This is a genomic window from Limnoglobus sp. (assembly GCF_059499385.1).
This window is the reverse complement of record NZ_JCABYM010000050.1, coordinates 36,538-57,139: the sequence shown is the minus strand read 5'-3', so window position 1 is coordinate 57,139 and position 20,602 is coordinate 36,538. Positions and strand designations below refer to the sequence as shown.

Annotated in this window: 16 protein-coding genes; 6 read left to right on the top strand and 10 right to left on the bottom strand. The window is 68.3% G+C overall.

Annotation, left to right across the window (positions count from 1 at the left end; translation table 11 throughout):
- Positions 1–120 precede the first annotated feature (120 nt).
- The 3 genes from AC5JJ2_RS09780 to AC5JJ2_RS09770 form a co-directional block, all read right to left on the bottom strand.
- Positions 121–501 (bottom strand): DoxX family protein, encoded by a 381-nt coding sequence (locus AC5JJ2_RS09780; protein WP_495857797.1) that lies wholly within the window; start codon positions 499–501, stop codon positions 121–123.
- A gap of 14 nt (positions 502–515) precedes the next feature.
- Entirely contained in the window at positions 516–986 is a 471-nt protein-coding gene (locus AC5JJ2_RS09775; RefSeq protein WP_495857796.1) for a DUF1579 domain-containing protein, read from the bottom strand.
- A 189-nt stretch (positions 987–1,175) separates the two neighbouring features.
- Positions 1,176–1,733 carry an ECF-type sigma factor gene (locus AC5JJ2_RS09770; RefSeq protein WP_495857795.1) on the bottom strand — a complete coding sequence of 186 codons (558 nt, stop codon included), beginning with the start codon at positions 1,731–1,733 and terminating at the stop codon, positions 1,176–1,178.
- Positions 1,734–1,792: 59 nt separating this feature from the next.
- Here AC5JJ2_RS09770 and AC5JJ2_RS09765 point away from each other — a divergent pair, with 59 nt between their 5' ends.
- Positions 1,793–2,515, top strand: a complete 723-nt coding sequence (locus AC5JJ2_RS09765) for a DUF4058 family protein (protein WP_495857794.1) — start codon at positions 1,793–1,795, stop codon at positions 2,513–2,515.
- An 8-nt stretch (positions 2,516–2,523) separates the two neighbouring features.
- On the opposite strand, the gene AC5JJ2_RS09760 is transcribed toward AC5JJ2_RS09765, so the two are convergent.
- The 5 genes from AC5JJ2_RS09760 to thrS form a co-directional block, all read right to left on the bottom strand.
- Entirely contained in the window at positions 2,524–6,699 is a 4,176-nt protein-coding gene (locus AC5JJ2_RS09760) for a protein kinase domain-containing protein (RefSeq protein ID WP_495857793.1), read from the bottom strand.
- 78 nt (positions 6,700–6,777) lie between these two features.
- Positions 6,778–7,362: a YdeI/OmpD-associated family protein gene (locus AC5JJ2_RS09755; protein ID WP_495857792.1), complete on the bottom strand. Its 585-nt coding sequence runs from the start codon at positions 7,360–7,362 to the stop codon at positions 6,778–6,780.
- 8 nt (positions 7,363–7,370) lie between these two features.
- On the bottom strand, positions 7,371–7,697 hold the full coding sequence (locus tag AC5JJ2_RS09750; protein WP_495857791.1) for a hypothetical protein: 327 nt from the start codon (positions 7,695–7,697) through the stop codon (positions 7,371–7,373).
- On the bottom strand, positions 7,697–7,945 hold the full coding sequence (locus tag AC5JJ2_RS09745; protein WP_495857790.1) for a hypothetical protein: 249 nt from the start codon (positions 7,943–7,945) through the stop codon (positions 7,697–7,699). The genes AC5JJ2_RS09750 and AC5JJ2_RS09745 overlap by 1 nt, the downstream gene beginning before the upstream one ends.
- Before the next feature lie 78 nt (positions 7,946–8,023).
- Positions 8,024–10,273: a threonine--tRNA ligase gene (thrS, locus tag AC5JJ2_RS09740; protein WP_495857789.1), complete on the bottom strand. Its 2,250-nt coding sequence runs from the start codon at positions 10,271–10,273 to the stop codon at positions 8,024–8,026.
- A 442-nt stretch (positions 10,274–10,715) separates the two neighbouring features.
- On the opposite strand from thrS, the gene AC5JJ2_RS09735 reads away from it, so the two are divergent.
- Both AC5JJ2_RS09735 and AC5JJ2_RS09730 read left to right on the top strand, forming a co-directional pair.
- A complete protein-coding gene (locus AC5JJ2_RS09735) occupies positions 10,716–11,066 on the top strand; it encodes a transposase (protein ID WP_495857788.1) in 351 nt (116 codons plus the stop codon).
- A 132-nt stretch (positions 11,067–11,198) separates the two neighbouring features.
- On the top strand, positions 11,199–13,091 hold the full coding sequence (locus tag AC5JJ2_RS09730) for an RNA polymerase sigma factor (RefSeq protein WP_495857787.1): 1,893 nt from the start codon (positions 11,199–11,201) through the stop codon (positions 13,089–13,091).
- Positions 13,092–13,145: 54 nt separating this feature from the next.
- Here the strand turns inward: AC5JJ2_RS09730 and AC5JJ2_RS09725 are convergent, their stop codons facing one another.
- Positions 13,146–13,400, bottom strand: a complete 255-nt coding sequence (locus AC5JJ2_RS09725; protein ID WP_495857786.1) for a hypothetical protein — start codon at positions 13,398–13,400, stop codon at positions 13,146–13,148.
- 241 nt (positions 13,401–13,641) lie between these two features.
- On the opposite strand from AC5JJ2_RS09725, the gene AC5JJ2_RS09720 reads away from it, so the two are divergent.
- The 3 genes from AC5JJ2_RS09720 to AC5JJ2_RS09710 all read left to right on the top strand — a co-directional run bounded on the left by AC5JJ2_RS09720 (position 13,642) and on the right by AC5JJ2_RS09710 (position 17,088).
- Positions 13,642–14,634, top strand: a complete 993-nt coding sequence (locus AC5JJ2_RS09720; protein WP_495857785.1) for a DUF1559 family PulG-like putative transporter — start codon at positions 13,642–13,644, stop codon at positions 14,632–14,634.
- Positions 14,635–14,779: 145 nt separating this feature from the next.
- Positions 14,780–15,865: an SPFH domain-containing protein gene (locus AC5JJ2_RS09715; RefSeq protein WP_495857784.1), complete on the top strand. Its 1,086-nt coding sequence runs from the start codon at positions 14,780–14,782 to the stop codon at positions 15,863–15,865.
- Positions 15,866–15,942: 77 nt separating this feature from the next.
- On the top strand, positions 15,943–17,088 hold the full coding sequence (locus AC5JJ2_RS09710) for a TFIIB-type zinc ribbon-containing protein (RefSeq protein WP_495857783.1): 1,146 nt from the start codon (positions 15,943–15,945) through the stop codon (positions 17,086–17,088).
- Positions 17,089–17,335: 247 nt separating this feature from the next.
- Here the strand turns inward: AC5JJ2_RS09710 and AC5JJ2_RS09705 are convergent, their stop codons facing one another.
- Entirely contained in the window at positions 17,336–20,413 is a 3,078-nt protein-coding gene (locus tag AC5JJ2_RS09705) for a Tex-like N-terminal domain-containing protein (RefSeq protein ID WP_495857782.1), read from the bottom strand.
- Positions 20,414–20,602 lie beyond the last annotated feature (189 nt).

Here is a 20,602-nt window from a genome sequence, read left to right as displayed (position 1 = left end):
AGCGGCGTCCGGGACATGATACGGAAGAACCGCGGGCCGTTCCCGGCCGCGGGGCGGGGAAAATCGCGGCCGTCGGGCCGGGCGCGGAACGGCGGGTCAACACCGCGGGGCCGTGCCCGGTTACCCGGGCTTGCGGCCGACGGCGAGGTCGAAGACCGCCGGCTGCCGCAGGCCGAGGGCCACCCAGACGAGTACGCCCATCACGAGCGGGGCCACGAACGCGTCCCCGACCCGGACGTGGGTGCAGATCGCGCCGCCGAGGTAGCCGGTGATCAGGATCGCGGCGACGAACGCCGCCCGCGGGACCAGGAACAGGAGCGCGATTGCGACCTCGACGATCCCGATTTTCGTCATCACGTCCGTGGTGAAGCCGAGCTTCGCGAACATCTCGGCCTTGCCTTCCCACTCGGTGAACTTCCCCATCGAGCTGAAGAGCAAGAACGCGGTCAGCAGCCCGCTCAGCACCCAGCCGACGATCCGTTGCGTTCGTGAGCCTTGCATTTCTGTCCCTCGGGTTACTTCGTCCGGGTGTACACGCCCGACATGAACTGCTTCCAACTGCCGTCCGGCTGCCGGGTCTGCGACTTGAGCGTGCGGCGGCCGTCGTCCAGGAACTCGAAGATGTCCTGGTAGTGCGCCATCCCGCCGGCCTCGGTGAACGTCGGCCCCTCGCAGTCCATCGTCAGCACCCGGCCGTCGGCGTCCAGGGAGCCGTTGTACACCCACAGGTGCGTCATCATGGAGGCGACGAACGTGCCGACGAACCGCTGCTGGACCGGGTCGTACCCGAGCGTCATGAGCGACGTGCCGTGCTCGTTCGTGCCCTCGCCGAGCGTCCAGAGGCCGCCGAGGGAGCGGACGACCTCCGTGCCGCTGTGCTTCATCGGCGGCTGGTCCGGCCCCATGATGCACTCGGTCTCGTAGGTCCACTCGCCGACGAGCTTGTGCAGCCACTGGTGTTCCGGTTGCGGGGTAACGGGTTGCATGCCAGGTTCCTTTCGGGGTTGAGGTGTACCGATGTTTACACGGCATACCATCGGCCGCGATGTCGGTTGGGCATCAGTCGAATGCCGGGATTCGGCCCTCACCGGTGCGACGACTGGGGGGCGGTGGAATCGACAGCGCCGGCCGGAATTTTTGGAACGAATGAGACGGGTCCGGACGTGCGGGTCGTGTCAATTAGGCGGGCCGGCGGCGATGGCCCGGTGTAGCCAGGCGCGGGCGTAGGCCCAGTGCCGGTCGGCGGTACTCGGCGACACGCCGAGGGCGGCGGCGGCCTGGTCGGCGGTCAGCCCGGCGAAGTACCGCAGCTTCACCAGTTCGGCCTTCTCAGGATGGCTCTCCGCGAGCTTGTCGAGCGCCTCGTGCAGGGCGAGCAACTCGTCGTCCGGGGCGGGGGCGGCGACGCGGTCCGGGTCGAGCGGCTCCCGTTGCCGCTCCCCGCCTCGTTTCGCGGCCAACCGGCGGCGGGCCTGTTCCACGAGGATGCGGCGGATGGCCTCGGCGGCGGCGGCGAAGAAGTGCCCGCGGCCGTCGAACTGCTGGTCGCCGACGAGCCGCAGGAACGCCTCGTGGACGAGGGCCGTGGCGTCGAGCGTCTGCCCCGGTTTCTCGTGCGTGAGCTTCGCGGCGGCGAGCTTGCGGAGTTCGTCGTAGACGAGCGGCAGCAACTCCGCGGCGGCCTGCCGGTCGCCGCGGTGGGCCGCTTCGAGGAGTTTCGTCACGTCGGTCATGGGTTCGGTTCTGCACCGGGACTTCGGTGGTGTACAATCTCGATCATCCGGAGGCCCCCATGCCGCTGCACGACCACTTCCACCCGCCGGTGTCCAACCGCCGCCATTGGAGCGAACTCCACGGCTGGTGGCCGGGCGAGATCGCCCGTTACCTGTTCGACCGACTCCCGCCGGGGTTTCAGGCCGCGCCGCGGCTGTACCTCGGCTCGTCGTTCGAGGTGGACGTGTCCGTCGCCGAGGACGACGACCGCCCGGCGGAAGCGGACGACGCGGGTGGCACCGCGACCCTTCCGGCCGTGGACCCGCCGTTCACCATCGTAACGGACCTACGGGGCGTGGACGAATACGAGGTTCGCATCTACGATCCCGACCGGGAACGGACCCTCGTGGCGGCCGTCGAGATCGTCAGCCCGTCGAACAAGGACCGGCCGGAGAGCCGGGCGCAATTCGTCGGCAAGGTGTCCGCCCTGTTGCGGGAGGGCGTGTGCGTGGCGATCGTGGACATCGTGTCCGACCGACTGGCCAACCTGTACGCCGAGTTGCTCGCCCGGATCGACCAAGCCGATCCGCGGTTGGGGGCCGACCCGTCGCCGCTGTACGCCGTGACCCTCCGCCGGCGGAAGCCGAAGAAGAAACGGCCGCTGCTCGACGTGTGGTACTTCCCGCTGACCGTTGGTCACCCGCTGCCCACCATCCCGTTGTGGCTGTCGCCCACCCTCCGTATCGACCTGCCGCTCGAACCGAGCTACCAGGAAGTCTGCCGGCTGTTGCACATCCCGTAGCCGGGTCGTCACTTCTTCCCCCGCCATTCGGCCGCCTTCTCCGGCCGGTCCGTCGCCGCGTACAGAGCCACCAGCCGGTCCGCGATTATGAGCGGGCATCCCTTCTCCCACAGCGGGACGCCGGCGAGCCGGGCGACGAACTCCGCGTGCGCTTCCAGTAGCAGCGGCTCGGCGGCGGCGTACTTCTTCTGGTCGCACAGCGCGAACCCGAGCCACGCCTTGTACTTCGCCGCCGTCCAGTGCTTCGCGTCGGCTTCGATTTGCAGCTTCAAGGCGTCCCGGAAGTGCCCCTCGGCCTCCGCGTGCGCCCCGGCGTGGGAGCGGGCGAACCCCGCGTCGAACGTCGCGCGGGCCGCCCGCAGCCCCGGTACCTCCGGCCGCTTCCGCACCTCGGCCAGCACGGCCGTGCTGATCGCCGTCGCCAGGTCCGCGCGGCCGGCCAACGCCGCCGCCTTCGCCGTGCTGCCGTAGGCCGCGACGGAGGCCGCGTCCGTCTTCCAACCGCTCGCCTTCTGCCGGGCGAGTACCTCCGCGGCCAGCTTCGCCACCTCGTCCTTCCGCCCGGCGTGGAGGTGCGAGAAGGCCAACGAGTTCGTCACCTGCAACACTCGTAACTCGCCCGCGTTCGCCGCCCGGACCCCGTCCAGTTCCCGCTCCAGCGCCGGGATGCGCATCTCCGCCCACGGCTTCATCCGGTCGAACTGATTCTTCGACTCGTAGGTGTTGAACGCGGTCCCGCTCAACCGCAGCCACGCGTCGGCCGTCGGTTGATCGGCCGGCTTGTACTTCGCGTCCAGTTCACGGTACACCGCGAGGGCGTCGTCATGCCGGTCGGCGGCGACGTGGCCCATGACGACCTGCGTGGCGAGCGCCACCGTCGCCGCCGTGAGCTTCTCGCCGACCACCGTCTTTCGGAGCAACTTCTCGATCAGCTCCGCCTTGACCGCCGCCCACTTCTTTGCCTCGGCCGGGCGGTTCGTTTTTTCCAGCAACTGGACGAGAACGTCGAACGGGTAATTCCGGTGGCGGTATTCGAATTCGGGAATCTGGTGGGCGTGGTCGGCGACCTCACGGCAACCGGCGACCAGGTGCGGCTCCGCCTCGGCGTAGTTCTTCTCGACGAACAGCAAGATCCCGAGGCTCGACCGGGCCGACCCGAGCAGGAAGCTGCGATGGGCCGGCCCGCGGGCGGCGACGATCACGTCCACGGCGGCGCGGGCGTGCTCGCGGGCGGCGTCCACCCGGCCGAGCCTCTGCTCGGACTGTTGCAGCCCCTGGTAAGACCGGCTCTTGTCCTCCGGCGTGGCTGCGACCTTGACGTTCATCTCGAACAACCGGGCCGCGGTCTCGTGGTCCCCCTCGTTGAACGCCTCCCACGCCTGCGTGTGCCGGCTGCCCCACGACGCCGCCCCCTTGCCTTGCTTCTCCAGAGCCGCCCAGTAGTCGTCGGCCGCGCGGCGGGCGTCGGCCGGGCGGTTTATCGCCTTGTAGAGGTTCACGAGCGCCCGCTGTGCCAAGGCGGCGTCACCTTGGCCCCAGGCCGGCGATTGGCCATGGAATTCGACCAAGTCGCGGACGGCGTCCACGAGCAACGGCTCGGCCTCGGCATACTCCTTACGACCCGCCAAGTGCCGGCCGAGGTAGGAACGGGCCCGCCCCGTGTACCAACTGCGGAACGTCGCCGGCTTTCCCGCGAACATCACCTCCAGCCCCTTTCGGGAGTGGACGAGTGCCGCATCCATCCTGCCAAGTTTCTCCTCCGTCTGTTGCAGGGCGTGGTACGTCAACAGTTTCCGCTCCGGCGAGTCGGACGCCTGAAGGTTCGCCTCGAACAGCTTGGCCGCACCTTCAACGTCTCCCATGCCGGACAGGAGGAAACCGGATTCGTGCCGGGCGATCCAGGTGCTGCGGTGGTAGGGATCGCCCCGCTGTTCCCACGGAATCATGATCTCCCGCCAGGCCTCGAGTGCCTTGTCGGGTCGATTCCGCGCCTTGTACGCCATCGCCAGTTCGCCGAACGCGGCGCTGAGCATCGGATGGTCCTGGCGAATCTTGACCGACCTGGCGGCGTCACGGAGGTCTTCCATCTCCCGGACCGCCTCGGGAATTTGCCTGTTGTACCGGTACGCCATCGCCAGGTGGCCGGACGCGAGTAGTGTGAGTTTGTCCGCAAGGCCGAAATAGCCGATCCCTTCTTTCTTCAACGCTTTCAAGAACTCGACGGCGTCGGCCGCACGACCGTTCAACGTCATGTTCCGGCCGTGCATCACGAGCACCTCGAACGTGAACGGGTCCTTGCGCCCGAATGCCGGCTCGGCTTGCCGGAGGATGGTCGCGTACTCCCGGTCGGATTGGTCGTACCGACCGCGGTAATGGGACGCGTTCGCCTTCACGAACTGCGCGGCGAGCGTTCGCCGGTCGGCCGGACCCCGCGCGGTCAGGTACAACGGGACGGCCCGGTCGAGCAACGCGAGGGCCTTATCGTCTTCCCCGACGCCGAAGTACGCGGAAGCGATGGCGTGCAAGACCTCGGCCTGGACGAACGGCAGGTTCGGGAACTTCGCCTCGATCTTGTCCGGCGTCAGTTGCGCCGCCGCCCGGTCGAGCAGTTCTTCGATGGTCGGGTTCGGCTTGACGTCGAAGTCGCCGCCCGCCGGCGAAAGCGAATTCGCCTGTTCCACGAGCGAGGCCTGTCGCAGCAGGTCGTCCTGGAGGAAGCTGCGGACGGCCTCGGCCGCCCGCTTCTCCTCCTCCGCCCGCTTCTGCTCGGCGAACGCCCGCCTCTGCTCCGCCAGCGCCCGCTGCGCGGCCTCGTGGGCCAAGTCGGCCATCTCCTCGGCGTCGGCGGCGCTGGCGGCCGCGTCGATCGCCTTCGCCCGCGCGTCGGCCTCCGCCCGCACCGCCCGGTCGTAGGCGAAGTAAATCCCGGACGCCCCGACGTAGGTGAGGGCCAGGAACGCGGCCGCCACCCAGACCGCCGCCCGGTTTTTCCGGTACGCCTTCCGCAGCCGATAGCCGAGCGTCGGCGGACACGCCTCGACGGCGTCGCCGGCCAGGTACCGCTGCACGTCCTTCGCCAGCCCGTTGGCCGTGTCGTACCGGCGGGTGCGGTCCTTCTCCAGCGCCTTCATCACGATCCAGTCCAGCTCGCCGCGCATCAGCGCCGACAGCTTCGCCGGGTCGGACTGCCGCGTCGCGGCGATGCTCGCCTTCGCCTGCGACGTGCTCAGCCGCTGGCTCGGGCGGGGCGGCTCCTCGTCCCGGACGATCCGCAGCACCTCGTCGATGGCCGCCAGCTTCAGCCGGTCCCGCTCGATCGGCGGGCTGCCGGCGAGAAGTTCGTACAGAAGCACGCCGAGGGCGTACACGTCGGCCCGCGTGTCCACGTCCAGTTGGTTGAACGTGGCTTGTTCCGGGGCCATGTACGCCGGCGTGCCGACGAGCGTGCCGAACCCGGTGTACAGCGTCCGCTCCGTCAACTGTTGGCCGATTGCTTTCGCGACGCCGAAGTCGATGACCTTCGCCACCGGCGTCTCGTCGTGCAGCGCGATCAGCACGTTCGACGGCTTGATGTCGCGGTGGATGATCCCCTTCATATGCGCGTGTTGGATCGCCTGACAAACGGGGACGAACAGTTCCAGCCGCTCCCGCGGCGTCAGCTTCCGGGCGTCCGCGAACTCGGTGATCGGCGTCCCTTTGACGAGTTCCATCGCGAAGAACGGCCGGCCGTCCGGCGTCGTCCCGGCGTCGAGCACCTTCGCGATGTTCGGGTGGTCCATCACGGCGAGCGCCTGTCGCTCGGCCTCGAACCTCGCGAGCACCGCCTTCGTGTCCATGCCCGGCTTGATGAGCTTGAGCGCGACCCGCCGCTTCAGCGGCTCGTGCTGGTCGGCGACCCAGACCTCGCCCATGCCGCCCTCGCCGATGCGTTCGAGCAGCTTGTACGCCCCGACGCGGTCGCCCGGCTTCGCCGCCGCGACGGTGTCGGCCGGGTGGTACGCCCCGGTCCGGCCGAGGTCCGCCGGCGGCCGGTCGAGCGGGTTGTCCGCCGCGTGCGCGGCCAGCAGCGCCTCCACCTCCGTACGGAGCGTGGGCTTGTCGGCGCAGGCGCGGTCGAGGTACGCGGCCCGGTCCGTCGGGTTCGGGATGGCGAGGGCGGCGGCGAAAACGGACTCGTCGGTCATGGCCGGGCCTCCGGGGCGGTGGCGTCCCCTACCATGCGCGATCCGCGGGCGAAACGCATCAAGGAAATGTGAGATTCTTTACGGCCGCCACTGGTTGGCCCGGACGTTCTGGGCAGCGAGGCGGGCGGTTTCGTCGATCCGCTTTGCCCGCGTTTCGGGCTTCTTGGCGCTGACGATCCACTCCAGGATGCCGCGCTTCACGGACTTCGGGAACGCGTCCCAGTTCGCCTTCGCCCCGGCGTACTTGCGGAACGCCGTCGTCAAGTCCGGTGGCACCTCCAGCGCCTCGACGGCGTCGAGCGCTTCCCACGTCCCACACTTCTTCGCGGCCTCGACCTTCGCGATCCCGGCCGGCTGCATCAGTCCGGCGGCGAGCAGCTTCTCGACGCGGGCCTTGTTCGTCTTCGCCCACTTGCTCTTCGGCTTGCGGGGCGCGAAGTAGAGCATCGTGCGATCATCGTCGAGCTTGCCGGGCTTGCTGTCCACCCACCCGAAGCAGAGCGCTTCCTCGACGGCGTCGTCGTAGGCGACGGCCGGCTTGTTGGTGTGCTTCTTGAAGGAGACGAGCCAGACGCCCTGCGTCCGCGCGTGGTTGGCGGCGAGCCACGCCCGCCACGCGGCGCGGGTGAGCGGGTGGACGGCGTTCGGCGGGAGGGCGGGCATGACGGGTGCTACTCGGCCATTCCGAGGGCCCGGTCGGGGCGGAGCCTGACGGATCGGACGAAAACCAACGGCCGCTTGGTGTGGACGGCGTAGGTAACGATCTTGTACTCGGTCAGCCCGCGGTACAGACAGAGTTCCGCGTGGTGGTAGTCGTGAAGTGGATCACCGAATGCCTTCGGCCGACGGGCGAGCCGATTGTTCAACAGCTTCAAATCGTCGAGGTACGACTGGAGGAGGCCGGCCGTCGCGGCGACTTTGCCCCACGCCCGAAACTGATCCCGTACGTCGGCGGGAGTCACGACCCGATAGGCGGGAATTCCGTTGCCCGCGGCCATCAGCGGCCCTCGCTCGTTTCGATGTCGCGGATGATCTCGTCCATGTTCAGATCGACCGCCGTGGCGAGGGCGGCTTCCATCTCCGCTTCCTCTTCCGGGGTTGCAACCGGCAGCAACGACATCATTTGTCGTTGCAACACTTCGTTCTCTTCGCGTAGACGGGCCAGTTCTTCGGCCGAAATCGAGCCGACGATCTTTCCGTTGGTGTCGTGGACCTCGAACTTGCCGGGCACGGGGATGTCGTTCATGCCGCAACCTCCGTCGATAGGTACGCACATCATACCAAATGTGGCGGCGGGCCGAAAAGACCGGCCCGCCACTTCACATCACCCCGCGTACTTCGCGGTCCCGCCGCCGCTCAGGTCGGCGGTCGCGGTACTCAGCGTGCGGATCGTCTTCTTCGCCACCTCGTCGGCCAACTGCGCGATCACCGCGTCCAGCTTTAGGTCGCGGGTCTCCTTGTCCGCCACCCGGTCCCGCAGCGCGACCGTACCGGCGGCCGCGTCCTTCTCGCCGACCACGATCATGTACGGAACCTTCTCGACCGACGCCTCCCGCACCTTCGCCCCGATCTTCTCCGACCGGTAGTCCGTCTCCACCCGGAACCCGGCCGCCTTCAGCTTCGCCTCGATCTCGCGGCCGTAGGCTTCCGACTTCTCGCTGATGGTCAACACGCGGACCTGCTCCGGGGCCAGCCACAGCGGGAACGAGCCGGCGAAGTTCTCGATCAGGATGCCGGTGAACCGCTCCATGCTGCCGAACGGCGCGCGGTGGATCATCACCGGGCGGTGCGGCTTGTTGTCCGGGCCGGTGTACTCCAGCTCGAACCGCCGCGGCAGGTTGTAGTCCAGTTGCACCGTGCCGAGCTGCCACTCGCGGCCGATGCAGTCCTTCACGATGAAGTCGATCTTCGGCCCGTAGAACGCCGCCTCGCCGACGCCGATGCTGAAGTTCAGGCCGGGGGTCGTCTCGACGACCGCCTTCAGCGTCGCCTCGGCCTTCTCCCACAGGTCCGGCTCGCCGACGTACTTGTCCGACCCCGGCTCGCGGACGCTGACGCGGACGCGGTACTCGTTGAGGCCGAGCGTCTTCAGCACGAGCAGCACGAGTTCGATCTCGCTGCGGAGCTGCGGCTCGACCTGCTCCGGGGTCATGAACAGGTGGGCGTCGTCCTGGGTGAAGCCGCGAACGCGGGTCATGCCGCCGAGTTCGCCGGACTGCTCGAACCGGTAGACGGTCCCGAACTCCGCGAGGCGGATCGGCAGGTCGCGGTAGCTGTGCGGCGACGCCTTGTAAATCTGGATGTGGTGCGGGCAGTTCATCGGCTTCAGCAAATAGCCCTCCTGCCCGCTCATCCAATCCTTTAGCACCTTCAGCTTCGCGTCGCGGTCCTTCGCCTCCTGGTACTCCAGCCACAGCGCGCGGGCGTCGAGTTTCATCTCGCCGACGGTGAACCGCGGCAGGTCCTGGTCCGGGCCGTCCGGCGACCGCCCCTCGCTGACGGCCTGGATCGCGGCGAGGAACGCCTTCTCTTGCTCGTCGGTGAGTAGCTTCTTCTCCAGCAGCGTGTACCAGGTGTCCACGGTCTGCACGGTCGGGTTGAAGTACATCGGCGGGAACTGGGCGTCCGCGTAGTACGGGAAGTGGCCGCTGGTCCGGTACAGCGTCAGGTTGCCGATGTGCGGCGTGTAGACCGGCTGGTAGCCGCGCTTGACGAGTTCGTCCTTGATGAAGCCTTCCAGCAGCCCGCGGACGGTCGCCCCCTTCGGCATCCACAGGATGAGGCCCTGCCCGGCGACCTGGCTGATGGTGAACAGCTTCAACTGCCGGCCGAGGACGCGGTGGTCCCGCTTCTTCGCTTCTTCGACCTGCTTCAGGTACGCGTCGAGGTCCTTCTTGTCGAAGAACGCGGTCCCGTACAGCCGCTGGAGCTGCTGCCGCTTCGCGTCGTTCTTCCAGTACGCCCCGGCGATGGACAGCAGCTTGAACGCGCCGACCTTCCCGGCGTGCGGGATGTGCGGCCCGCGGCACAAGTCGATGAACTCGCCCTGCCGGTAGAAGCTGACGCTCTCGTGGCTCTTGCCGAGCGACTCCTCGATGTGTTCGACTTTCAATTTCTGCTTCAGGTCGCCGACGAGCTGCTTGCCCTCGGGGACGGATTTCTCGAACCGCTCGAACGGCTCGGCCGCCTTGACGATCTTCTGCATCTCCTCCTCGATCCGCGGGAAGTCGTCCTCGCGGATCGGGGTCGGGGTGTGGATGTCGTAGTAGAACCCGTTCTCGGTGGTCGGGCCGAACGCGAGTTCGGTGCCGGGGAAGAGCCGCATGACGGCGCGGGCCATGATGTGCGCGGCGCTGTGCCGCAGCACGTCGAGCGACTCCTTGTCCTTGTCGGTGAGCAGGGCGAACTCCGCGTCGGCGGTCAGCTCGCGGTCGAGGTCGAGGACGTCGCCGTTGACCTTCGCGGCGACGGCGGCCTGCGCGAGCCGCTTGCCGATCGACTCGGCCACGTCGCGGGGGCGAGTACCGGGCGGAACCTGACGAACGGACCCGTCCGGCAACTTGAGAGAGAGCATCGCGAAACCTCCAGGGGCCGGCCGCGCGTCGCGCGCCCGAACGAATGGGCGTGCCCGCGGCCGGAGCGGGTTTTATATAGCCGCCGGCTTGCCGGCGGGATTTCGGTTGCGGACGGCGTCGCGAACCGTTTTCATATAGCCGCCGGCTTGCCGACGGGGTTTTGCGACTCCCAAAACCCCGCCGGCAAGCCGGCGGCTATATAGAGATCGGCTCCCACCGCGGGTTCACCCATACCCACCGTCGGCATCCACCTCATCTGGACGACCTACGGGACGTGGCTGCCCGGCGACGACCGCGGCCACTGGTCGCCGCTGTTCACCCTGTACGGACATGTCCGCGAGCGCGGCGGGCAGTTGAACGTGCCGGACGGGACGACCCGAAGGCAATCCGCGGACGCGCTAACCGAACCCCCGATGTGGCTGACCGACGAGGAGCAACTCGTTGTCGCGGCGGAGCTGGCGAACCACGTCCCACGTCTCGCACTCGCCGGCCGACACCCGGCCGCTCGCGTGGGCGTGTGCCGTCGAGCCGAACCACGTCCACCTGTTGGTCAGCCCGTTGAACGAGGAAGTCGCGAAATACGCCGGCCGTATGAAGGGCCGAACCAGCAGCGAGGTGAGGAAGCAGCCGCGGAACCAATCGCGGCAGCGGATTTGGACGGCGGACTACTGGAAAGTGTTCCTGTTCGACATGGAAGCGGTCGCCGTCGTGAAGCAGTACATCGAGGACCACAACGTCCGCCGCGGGCTACCGGCGGCCCCGTTCCCGTGGTTGACGCCGCTCGTGATATAGCCGCCCGCCTTATATAGCCGCCGGCTTGCCGGCGGGGTTTGGGGACCGCGGAAGTTCCGCCGGCAAGCCGGCGGCTATATAAATTCGTGCCCCACCGCGTAGAACCCGCCCCCCGGCGGGCACTCTTCTTTCGTGAACACCCGGCTGCTGCACTCGGTCCTGACGCACGCGACGGCCCTCGCCAACGGGTCGGCCGCGGCCGACGCCGCGCTGCTGCGACAGTTCGCGCAAACCCAGGACGCGGCCGCGTTCGCGGAACTCGTCCGACGGTACGGCCGGCTCGTGTGGGCCGTCTGCCGGCAGCTCCGGCCGACCGACGCCGACGCGGAAGACGCCTTCCAGGCCACGTTCCTCGTCCTCGTGAAGTCGGCGGGGAGCGTCCGCACGAACGCCCTCGGCCCGTGGCTGCACACGGTCGCGCACCGGGTCGCGTGTCGGGCGGCACGGGGCGACGGCCGCCGCCGGAAGCGCGAGCACGCCGCCGCGGCCCCGGACCGCGACGCGGCCGTGCCGCCGACGGCGTGGGACGCGCTCACCGCCGCCGTCCACGACGAGGTGGCGAAGCTGCCGGACCATTTGCGCGTCCCGTTCGTCCTCTGCTGCCTCGAAGGCCGCGGCACGACGGACGCCGCCAAGCACCTCGGCTGGAAGCTCGGCACGCTCTCCGGCCGGCTGACGCGGGCGAAGCAGGAATTGCTCGACCGCCTCGCGAGGCGCGGCCTCCCGGCGTCGGCCGTGGCGGTCGCGGCGTTCGCCGGCGGCAGCGTCCCGGCCGCGGTGGCGGCAAAGGCGCTCGACCTGATTCAACTGGAAACGATCCCCTCGACCGTTCTCGAACTGGCCAAAGGAGCGACGATCATGTCGAAGACGAAACTGTTGGCCGCCGGGTTGCTGCTCGCGGCCGGGCTGGCCGCGACCGTCGGCGGATGGCTGGCGACCGCGGGCGCGCAGGACAAGCCGAAGGAAGTCCAAGCGGCCGAGAGTCGCTACTGGGAGGCGAAGCTGAATGCAACGCAACGACTCGCGGCGGATTTGGCGGAGATCGAGAGGGCCAAGGCGAAAGCCGCCGCGAAGTGGGAGTACCACTACCACGCGATGTTCTTCGACAAGAACGGCCGGGCCGCGGGGATGAAGGCCGCCGACTTCGAGGCGCTGCTCGAAACGATGGACGCCGACGGCTGGACCTACCTCGGCCAGTCGGACATCGTCGGCGTCCAGGGCACGGCCCTGCCGACGCACGTGTTCCGCCGCGCGAAGGGTAACGCCCCGAGGGTCAGCAGCGTCCTGCTCCGCACCAAAGACACGACGCCGGCCGGCGTGAAGGAGGTCCGCGACACGATCCTCCAGCGGATGCGGAAGGACCCGACCGAGACGTTCGCCGCCGCCCTCGCGACCGTGCTGAAGGCCCGCCCGGACCTGGCGAAGGACGTGGACGCCTACGGCCGCACCCTGCTCGAAGTGGACGTGCTGAAGGCGCTGTTGGCGGAGGCCCGGCAGGCCGCCCCGGACGCGTCCAAGAAGAAGGCGGACGCCCTGTTCCAGAAGCTCGACGACGCGATCGCGAAGGAACAACTCACCCTTCAACTGACCGAGATCGATCGCGCCGTCGTGAAGGGCAAGGCCGAGGCCGCGCTGAAGGAGGCGGAGTTGGTGCTCCAGACCAAGACCGCCGACGAGAAGACGCGGGCCGAGAACCTCCTCAAGAAGTTCGAGGCGCAGAAGGCGCTCAAGGACGTGGCCGACGCCGCCGAGCAGCGGGAGGCCGCGGCCCTGGCCGCGGACGTGCGGACCGTCCGCGACCGCAAGACGGTCCGGTTCGCGGCCGCCGACTACGGGCTGACCGGCAGCCAGCTCATGGACGTGATGATGAAGGCTATCGACCGGAAGTTCGACCCGAAGACGAACACCAAGCCGTTCGACCTGACCGGCCGGACCGATGCCGTCGAGGCGGTCAGCTCCGCGGCCAACGTCGAGTGGCTGAAGGCGTTGATGGACACCGCGAAGGCGAAGCCGGCGTCGCGGTAAGGCGGCGTCTTGGCGAGCGGGGGGCGTCAGCCCCCCGCTCGCCCCCGAACCACGTCACGCCGTTCCGCGAGTGGACACGTTCGTCGGCTCCCTCGCGTCCTTGTCCCGCTGGTACTTCTGCCACAGGAAGAACGCGAGGACCAGCATCAGCACCACGAGAACGCCCAGGAAGACGTACCGCGCCGTCGATCGCTGATACCGCTCCCAACCGCTCGGCTCCTCGTTTTCGTCGTCCTCACGTCGCCGGGCCTTTTTCCGCGGCCGGTCGTCGTCGTCCTCCTCGGGATCGCGTTCCGGTCTTCGTTTCATCACAAATTTCCTCCGGAAAGTGAATTAAATTTCGGACTGTTGTTAACGTGTTGAAAATTAACACCTTGCGAGAAGTTGTGAGAGGAAAAACGATGCCGGACAGTTGCCTTTCGGAGATTGGTGTCTAGATTATGAAGTTAGGGGGAAGGAAATTGGGAAGCCTTCCCCTTTGGCCCCTCGCAGGCCGACATTTTTCCTCATTCTCTGTCCTCCCGTTCCCACTCTACTCTCTGAGGTCCGCATGCTGTCTCTCTCCCGGTCGCGTGGCGCCCGCCGCGCCTTCACGCTCATTGAGCTGCTGGTGGTGATCGCGATCATCGCGATCCTCATCGGCCTGCTCCTCCCCGCGGTCCAAAAGGTCCGCGAGGCCGCCGCCCGCACGCAGTCCACGAACAACCTGAAGCAGATCGGCCTCGGGTTCCACAACCACAACGACACGTTCAACAAACTACCGTACCACGGCCGCCGCGGAGCCGGGGTCGCGAACCAGCCCTTCAACTACGGGTTCCACAACTCGCAGTTCGAGGGGTCGGGGTCGTGGGCCACGCAAATCCTGCCGTTCATCGAGCAGGATGCGTTACACCGGGCGATGGCCATTACGGCCACCAGCGACACGGACAAGACGTGGTTCGGCGTGACGGCCAACCAGCCGATCTGGCAAGCCAGCATCAAGACGTACCTCTGCCCCGGTCGCGGCCGCGGCGTCGGGTACAAGAACGCGGGCAACTCGGGCGGGACCGGGCCGGCCACGGACTACGCCATCAACGCCCGGATCAACAAGGGCAATTGGTTCGGCACGCCGGGCGTCAACGGCGAGGGTAACGGGGCGTGCTGTGGCGGCGCGGACAACCGCAAGACGATTCAGGGCATCACGGATGGCTCGTCGAACACGATCCTGGTCGGCATCAAGGCGTCCCGTGCGGCCATCTACAGCAACCTTAGCGACTCGAACTGGGACGAGTCGATCGTGCAAGGCGACTGGGGCGGGCACACCCGGTCCGGCCGCGGGGCGGACGAGGTCATCAACAGCGTGACACTGCGGTCCTCGAAGCCGCTCGTGAAGGACGACCCGAACAACGACTTCGCCGACAACTGGGGTAGCGCGTTCGCCGGCGGCACGCTCTTCCTCATGGGCGACGGCACGGTCCGCGGCGTCTCGTACAACGTGGCCCGGCAGAACCTGAACGCGGCCCTCAACCCGAGCGACGGTTCGACGCTCAGCCTCGACAACTAACCGCGTTCTCGAACGCGAACGAGACACCCTGGCAACAGCCGGGGTGTTTTTTTGCGCCCGCCCGCCCATTTCCCGTTGCCCCGCCCGCGCTTCCGGTCACAATAATCGCTGCCACGTCACGAATACCCCGTTCGGAGGTGCTCTCATGGGCCTGCTCGACCGACTCCGCGGCGAGTTCATCGACATCCTCGAATGGACCGAGCCGTCGCAGAACGAAATCCTCGCCTACCGGTTCCCCCGGTACGACAACGAGATCAAGAACGGGGCCAAGCTCATCGTCCGCGAAGGGCAAGCGGCCGCGTTCGTGAAGGAGGGCACGCTCGCCGACGTGAAACTGCCCGGCATGTACACGCTCGACACGAACAACATGCCGATCCTGTCGAAAATCCTCGGGTGGAAGTACGGGTTCGAGTCGCCGTTCAAGTGCGAGGTGTACTTCATCTCGACCCGCCAGTGGACGGACCAGAAGTGGGGCACGCAGAACCCGGTCATGCTCCGGGACGCGGAGTTCGGCCCGGTCCGGTTGCGGGCGTTCGGCAACTACGCGTTCAAGGTGACCGACCCCGGCACGTTCCTGAAGGAACTCGTCTCGACCGACCCGTCGTTCGAGGCGTTCGAGATCACCAACCAGCTCCGCAACACCATCGTCTCGAAGTTCGTGGACGCGATGGCGGCCGCGAAGATCCCGATCCTGGACATGGCCGGGAACTACGAGAAGATGAGCCAAGTCGCGCTGCAGCGGATCTCGCCGGAGCTGGCGAAGATGGGGTTCACGCTGACGCAGTTCAACGTGGAGAACATCTCGCTGCCGCCGGAGGTGGAGAAGGCGCTGGACAAGCGGTCCGAGATGGGCGTGCTGGGGAACCTCGACCAGTACACGAAGTTCCAGACGGCCGAGGCGATCCGGGACGCGGCGAACAACCCCGGCGGGGCCGCGGGCCTGGGCGCGGGGTTCGGCGCGGGCATGGCCATCGGCAACCAGATGGGGGCGGCGTTCGCGCCCGGCGCGGCCCCGCCGCCGCTGCCGGCCGCGGCGAAGTACCACGCGGCGATCAACGGCCAGGCGGCCGGGCCGTTCGAGGCGGCGGCGCTGCAGCAGAAGATCGCGGCCGGGGAGATCACGCGTGCGACGCTGGTGTGGAAGAGCGGCATGGCGAACTGGGTCGCGGCCGAGACGGTGCCGGAACTTCAAGCCTTGCTGGGTCATTTACCTCCGCCCCTGCCGAAGTAGCCCCTATATAGCCGCCGGCTTGCCGGCGGGTTTTCGTCCCTCCAAAACCCGCCGGCAAGCCGGCGGCTATATACCTCATGTCCGACCCGCTCCAGAAAACCCCGACCGTCACCAACGCCCCGCCGGAGGGGAAGAAGTTCCCGTGCCCGCAGTGCGGGGCGCGGCTCGACTTCGACCCCCGCGTGCGGGGGTTGGCGTGCCCGTACTGCGGGCACAAGGAAAAGATCGCCAAGCACACGTCCGCGGCCGTCCTCGAGCGCGACTACCTGAAGTACCTCGACAAGCAGGAGACGGACGCGACGCCGATCCCCGGCCGCGAGACGCAGACCCGCTGCACCGGGTGCGGCGCGATGGTGCTGCTCGAAGAGAAGGTCGTCACCGACCGCTGCCCGTTCTGCGGCACGCACCTGGAGAACAAGCCGGTGGCGGTGGTCGGGATGATCGCCCCGGAGTGCATCCTGCCGTTCCGCGTGGACCTGCGGGACGCGCGGGCGGCGTTCACGAAATGGCTCGCGGGCCTCTGGTTCGCGCCGTCGCAACTGACGAAGGTGGCGACGCTCGGCCAGCTGTCCGGCGTGTACGTGCCGTACTGGACCTACGACACGATGACGTACACGTTCTACGACGGCGAGCGGGGCGACAACTACACCGACTACGTGACCCGCACCGTGACCGACGCGAACGGCAACCGGCGGACGGAGACCGTCCCGGTCACGCGGATCGAGTGGACGAGCGTGTCCGGCGAGGTGCAGCACTTCTTCGACGACGTGCTGGTGTGCGCGTCGCACAGCCTGCCGCAGGACCTGATCGACGCCGTCGAGCCCTGGGACGTGGGGAAGCTCGACGGGTTCCTGCCGGAGTACCTGAGCGGGTTCCGCACGGAGCGGTACGCGATCGGGCTGAAGGAAGGGTTCCAGGTCGCGAAGTCGCTGATCGAGCCGACGATCGACCGGCTGGTGCGGCAGGACATCGGCGGCGACCACCAGCGGGTCCACGAGCAGAAGACGAAGCACTCGGCGATCACGTTCAAGCACCTGCTGCTGCCGCTGTGGGTGGCGGTGTACCGCTACCACGACCGGACGTTCCAGATTCTGGTGAACGGCCGCAGCGGGAAGGTGGTCGGCAAGCGGCCGTGGAGTGCGTGGAAGATCGTGCGGCTGGTCGTGCTGATCGCGCTCGCCGTCGGGCTGGTGGCGCTGGTCGCGTCGCAGGTCAGGAAGTGAGACGCGGGTTGGAGCAAGCGGCCGCGATACGCGTACCGCCGGTTTTCAGCCTGAAAGGCTGGGACATGTCAGCCCAGGGCAACGCCCTGGGTAGACGGCCGGCCAAATGCAACCAGCCCTGAAAGGGCGTGACAGCCGCACTGTCACGCCCTTTCAGGGCTTTCCTCCGGGAATGCCCCACCCAGGGCGTTGCCCTGGGCTAACATGTGCCACCCCTACGGGGTGAAAACCATGACCCGCGGCGCGATTAACTTTGTGCCGGCGGCGTCTCCGGCGGCGCGTCCTTCTTCTCGTCTTCCTTCTTCTCCGGCTCGGTGCGGCCCTTGAAGAACACGGCCAGCTCGCCGAACGTGTTCAGCGCCGCCTTGCCGCTCTTCTTCTCGTCGGTCAGCTTCACCACCGGCCGCGGCTTCGCCGGCTTCGGCGGGGGCGGCGGGACGGCCGGCTGCGGCGGGGCCGACCCCTCGCCTTGCGGTGGCCGCGGGCGGTCGAACCGCCGGCTGTTCGGGCCGCCCGGCGCGCCGGGCCGCGTCCCGCGGGGCGGCCCCTGGTGCGCCGGCCGTGGCTGTTGCGGCCGCGGGGGCGGCTGTTGACGCGGCGGCGGCTCCGGCGGCCGGCCCATTTGCCGCTCCTGGCCCGGCGGGATCATGGAGAGGGAAATCTTCTTGTCCCCCGGCTTCACCTCCATCACCCAGACCGTCACCACGTCGCCGACGGACACCACGTCGTAGGGGGACTTGATGTACTTGTTCGCCATCTGGCTGATGTGGACGAGGCCGCTCTCCTTCACCCCGATGTCCACGAACGCCCCGAACGGCACGACGTTCAGCACCGTGCCGGTCAACTCCATGCCGGGCTTCACGTCCTCGAGTTTGAGGATGCCCTTCTTGAACACCGGCGGCGGCAGCTCGTCCCGCGGGTCGCGGCCGGGCCGGGCGATGGCGTGGAAGATGTCGATGAGCGTCGGCACCATCACGTCCAGCTTCTTCGCGACCTCGTCCGGGTCGGCGGCGTTCAGCTTGCCGCGCAGCTCGTCGAGCTTCGCCTTGTCCTTGAGGTCGGCGGGCGTCAGGCCGAACTCGGCGAGGACCTTGCGGGTCAGGTCGTAGCTTTCGGGGTGAACCCACGTCATGTCGAGCGGCTCGTCGCCGTCGGCGATCTTCAAGAATCCGGCCGCCTGGGTGAACCGGACCTCGCCCATCTGCGGCACGGCCTTCAACTGCTCGCGGGCCTTGAACGGGCCGTGCGCCTTGCGGTACTCGACGAGTTCGCGGGCGGCGAGTTGGTTCAGCCCGGAGACGTGGCGGAGCAGCGGCACGCTGGCCGTGTTCACGTCCACGCCGATGTGGTTGACGCACGACTCGATGACGGCTTCCAGCGACTCCTTGAGGTACTTCGGCCGCAGGTCGTGCTGGTACAGGCCGACGCCGACGTGCTGCGGGTCGATCTTCACCAACTCCGCGAGCGGGTCCTGGAGCCGCCGCCCGATCGACACCGTGCCACGGGTCGTGGCGTCCTTGTTCGGGAACTCTTCCTTCGCGACCGGCGACGCCGAGTAGTCGCTGGCTCCGGCCTCGTTGACGATGACGTAGGCGAGGTCGGCCGGCGCGTCCGGCAGGCCGTCGAGGACGATGACCTCGGCCGGCGGCGGCGGGGGCGCGGGCGGGGCGGCGGTCACGGCCGTGGCCGTCGCTTCCGTCGTCGTCACCGACTCGGCCGTCGCCTCGGTCGGCGTGGAAACGGTCGTCGCCTCGCCGAGGGGCATCGAGCTGACGCTCTCGGCGGTGATGGCCGGCGGCGCGACCATCACGGCTTCCGCCACCGGCGCGGGCACGTCGATCGTCGGGGCGATCACGGCCGTCGGCTCGACGGTCACGGATTCGGAATGCGTCACCGTCGGCTGCGGGTTCAGCCGGCGGTTCTCCAACTCGGCGAGGAGGTCGGAAACCACCTGTTCCGTCTCGCGGCAGGCCGTCCCGTTGCCGATGGCGATGACGGTGAGCGAGTGCTTGCGGACGAACTGCTCGAGCTTCCGCTTCGCCTCCTCGACCTTCTTCTGCGGCTGGTGCGGGTAAATGACCGAGTCTTCGAGCAGCGCCCCGGTCTCGTCCAGCGCGGCGATCTTGCAGCCGGTCCGCAGGCCGGGATCGACGGCGAGGACGCGCTTCCCGCGGAGCGGCGGTTGCAGCAACAGGCCGCGCAAGTTCCGCGCGAACACATCGACGGCGTGGTCCTGCGCCCGCTCGGTCAGGTCGCGGCGGATTTCGCGCTCGAGGCTCGGCAGCACGAGCCGGTCCACGGCGTCCACCATCGCGGCGATCAGCACGTCCCGGTGCGGGTGGTCGGCGAGCGGAAGCTGGTCCGCGGCGATGTGCTTGGCCCGCTCCGCGTCCACGTCGAACTTCACCTTCAGGATTTGTTCCTTCTCGCCGCGGTTGACGGCGAGTACCCGGTGCGGCGGGATCATCCGCACCGGCTCCTTGAAGCTGAAGTACTCGCGGAACTCCTTGCCCTTCTCCTCCGGCAGCCCCTCGGCGCGGGTCGAGACGAGGACGGCCGTGTCCCAGGTGAACGCCCGCAGCGGCCCCCGCACGTCCGGGAACTCGGAGATCACTTCCGCCAGGATGTGCTGCACGCCGATGAGGATGTCATCGACCGTGTTCAGCTTCAGGTCCGGGTTCACCATGCCGGGCAGGATTTCGGCGAGGTTCGCGACGACCTCTTCCTTGTTCCAGATCGCCTGGGCGAGCGGTTCGAGGCCCTTCTCGCGGGCCTCGGTGGCGAGCGACCGCTTCTTCGGCTTGTACGGCAGGTACAGGTCTTCGAGCCGCTTCGGGTGGTCCGCTTCGAGGATGGCGGCGAGCAGGTCGTCGTTCAGCTTCCCCTGGTTGGCGATCGTCCGGAGGATGGTCTGTTTGCGGTCGCGGAGGGACCGCAGGCCGGCGACGCGGGCCTGAATCTTCCGGATCGCAACTTCGTCCAGCCCGCCGGTGCGCTCCTTCCGGTAGCGGGTGATGAACGGGACGGTGTTCCCCTCGTCGAGCAGTTGCACGACGGCCTCGACGTGCATCCGGCGGATTTGCAGGTCCTGCGCGAGCCGCGACAGGTCCGGCGGCTGCGGCGCGGGCGGGACCTCCGGCACGGGCTGCGGCGGCACCGCCTCGGCCGCCGGCGCGGCCGGGGCCGGCTCGGGCGGGGCCTCGGCGACCGGCTCCGGCGGAACCTCGGCGGCCGGCGGTTCGACGGGCGGCGGGTCCGTCGGCGGCGGGACGGGCGGGTCGGCGACCAGGGTGGCGTCGGCGGCGGTGGGGTCGGACGGCGTCATGCGTGAGCTTCCGCGAGGGTTACAGCGCGTGTCCAGCCGGGGTCGGCGGGCGGGAGATCAGAGTGTCGCTGGTTTACGGGGGTTCGCGGAACGAGTCAAGAATTTGCCCGGCCGCGGGGCCGGGGTTTCACCGGACGTTCGAGGTGACGGCGGCGGCCCGGCCCGCACCCGCGGCCCCGGTTCGGAACC

Bases quoted from the DNA above. Each gene is read 5' to 3' on its own strand.
- AC5JJ2_RS09725 (WP_495857786.1), bottom strand. From the start codon at position 13,400: ATGAAACGAAGACCGGAACGCGATCCCGAGGAGGACGACGACGACCGG.
- AC5JJ2_RS09710 (WP_495857783.1), top strand. From the start codon at position 15,943: ATGTCCGACCCGCTCCAGAAAACCCCGACCGTCACCAACGCCCCGCCG.
- AC5JJ2_RS09765 (WP_495857794.1), top strand. From the start codon at position 1,793: ATGCCGCTGCACGACCACTTCCACCCGCCGGTGTCCAACCGCCGCCAT.
- AC5JJ2_RS09755 (WP_495857792.1), bottom strand. From the start codon at position 7,362: ATGCCCGCCCTCCCGCCGAACGCCGTCCACCCGCTCACCCGCGCCGCG.
- AC5JJ2_RS09760 (WP_495857793.1), bottom strand. From the start codon at position 6,699: ATGACCGACGAGTCCGTTTTCGCCGCCGCCCTCGCCATCCCGAACCCG.
- AC5JJ2_RS09780 (WP_495857797.1), bottom strand. From the start codon at position 501: ATGCAAGGCTCACGAACGCAACGGATCGTCGGCTGGGTGCTGAGCGGG.
- AC5JJ2_RS09715 (WP_495857784.1), top strand. From the start codon at position 14,780: ATGGGCCTGCTCGACCGACTCCGCGGCGAGTTCATCGACATCCTCGAA.
- AC5JJ2_RS09705 (WP_495857782.1), bottom strand. From the start codon at position 20,413: ATGACGCCGTCCGACCCCACCGCCGCCGACGCCACCCTGGTCGCCGAC.
- thrS (WP_495857789.1), bottom strand. From the start codon at position 10,273: ATGCTCTCTCTCAAGTTGCCGGACGGGTCCGTTCGTCAGGTTCCGCCC.
- AC5JJ2_RS09720 (WP_495857785.1), top strand. From the start codon at position 13,642: ATGCTGTCTCTCTCCCGGTCGCGTGGCGCCCGCCGCGCCTTCACGCTC.
- AC5JJ2_RS09775 (WP_495857796.1), bottom strand. From the start codon at position 986: ATGCAACCCGTTACCCCGCAACCGGAACACCAGTGGCTGCACAAGCTC.
- AC5JJ2_RS09745 (WP_495857790.1), bottom strand. From the start codon at position 7,945: ATGAACGACATCCCCGTGCCCGGCAAGTTCGAGGTCCACGACACCAAC.
- AC5JJ2_RS09750 (WP_495857791.1), bottom strand. From the start codon at position 7,697: ATGGCCGCGGGCAACGGAATTCCCGCCTATCGGGTCGTGACTCCCGCC.
- AC5JJ2_RS09770 (WP_495857795.1), bottom strand. From the start codon at position 1,733: ATGACCGACGTGACGAAACTCCTCGAAGCGGCCCACCGCGGCGACCGG.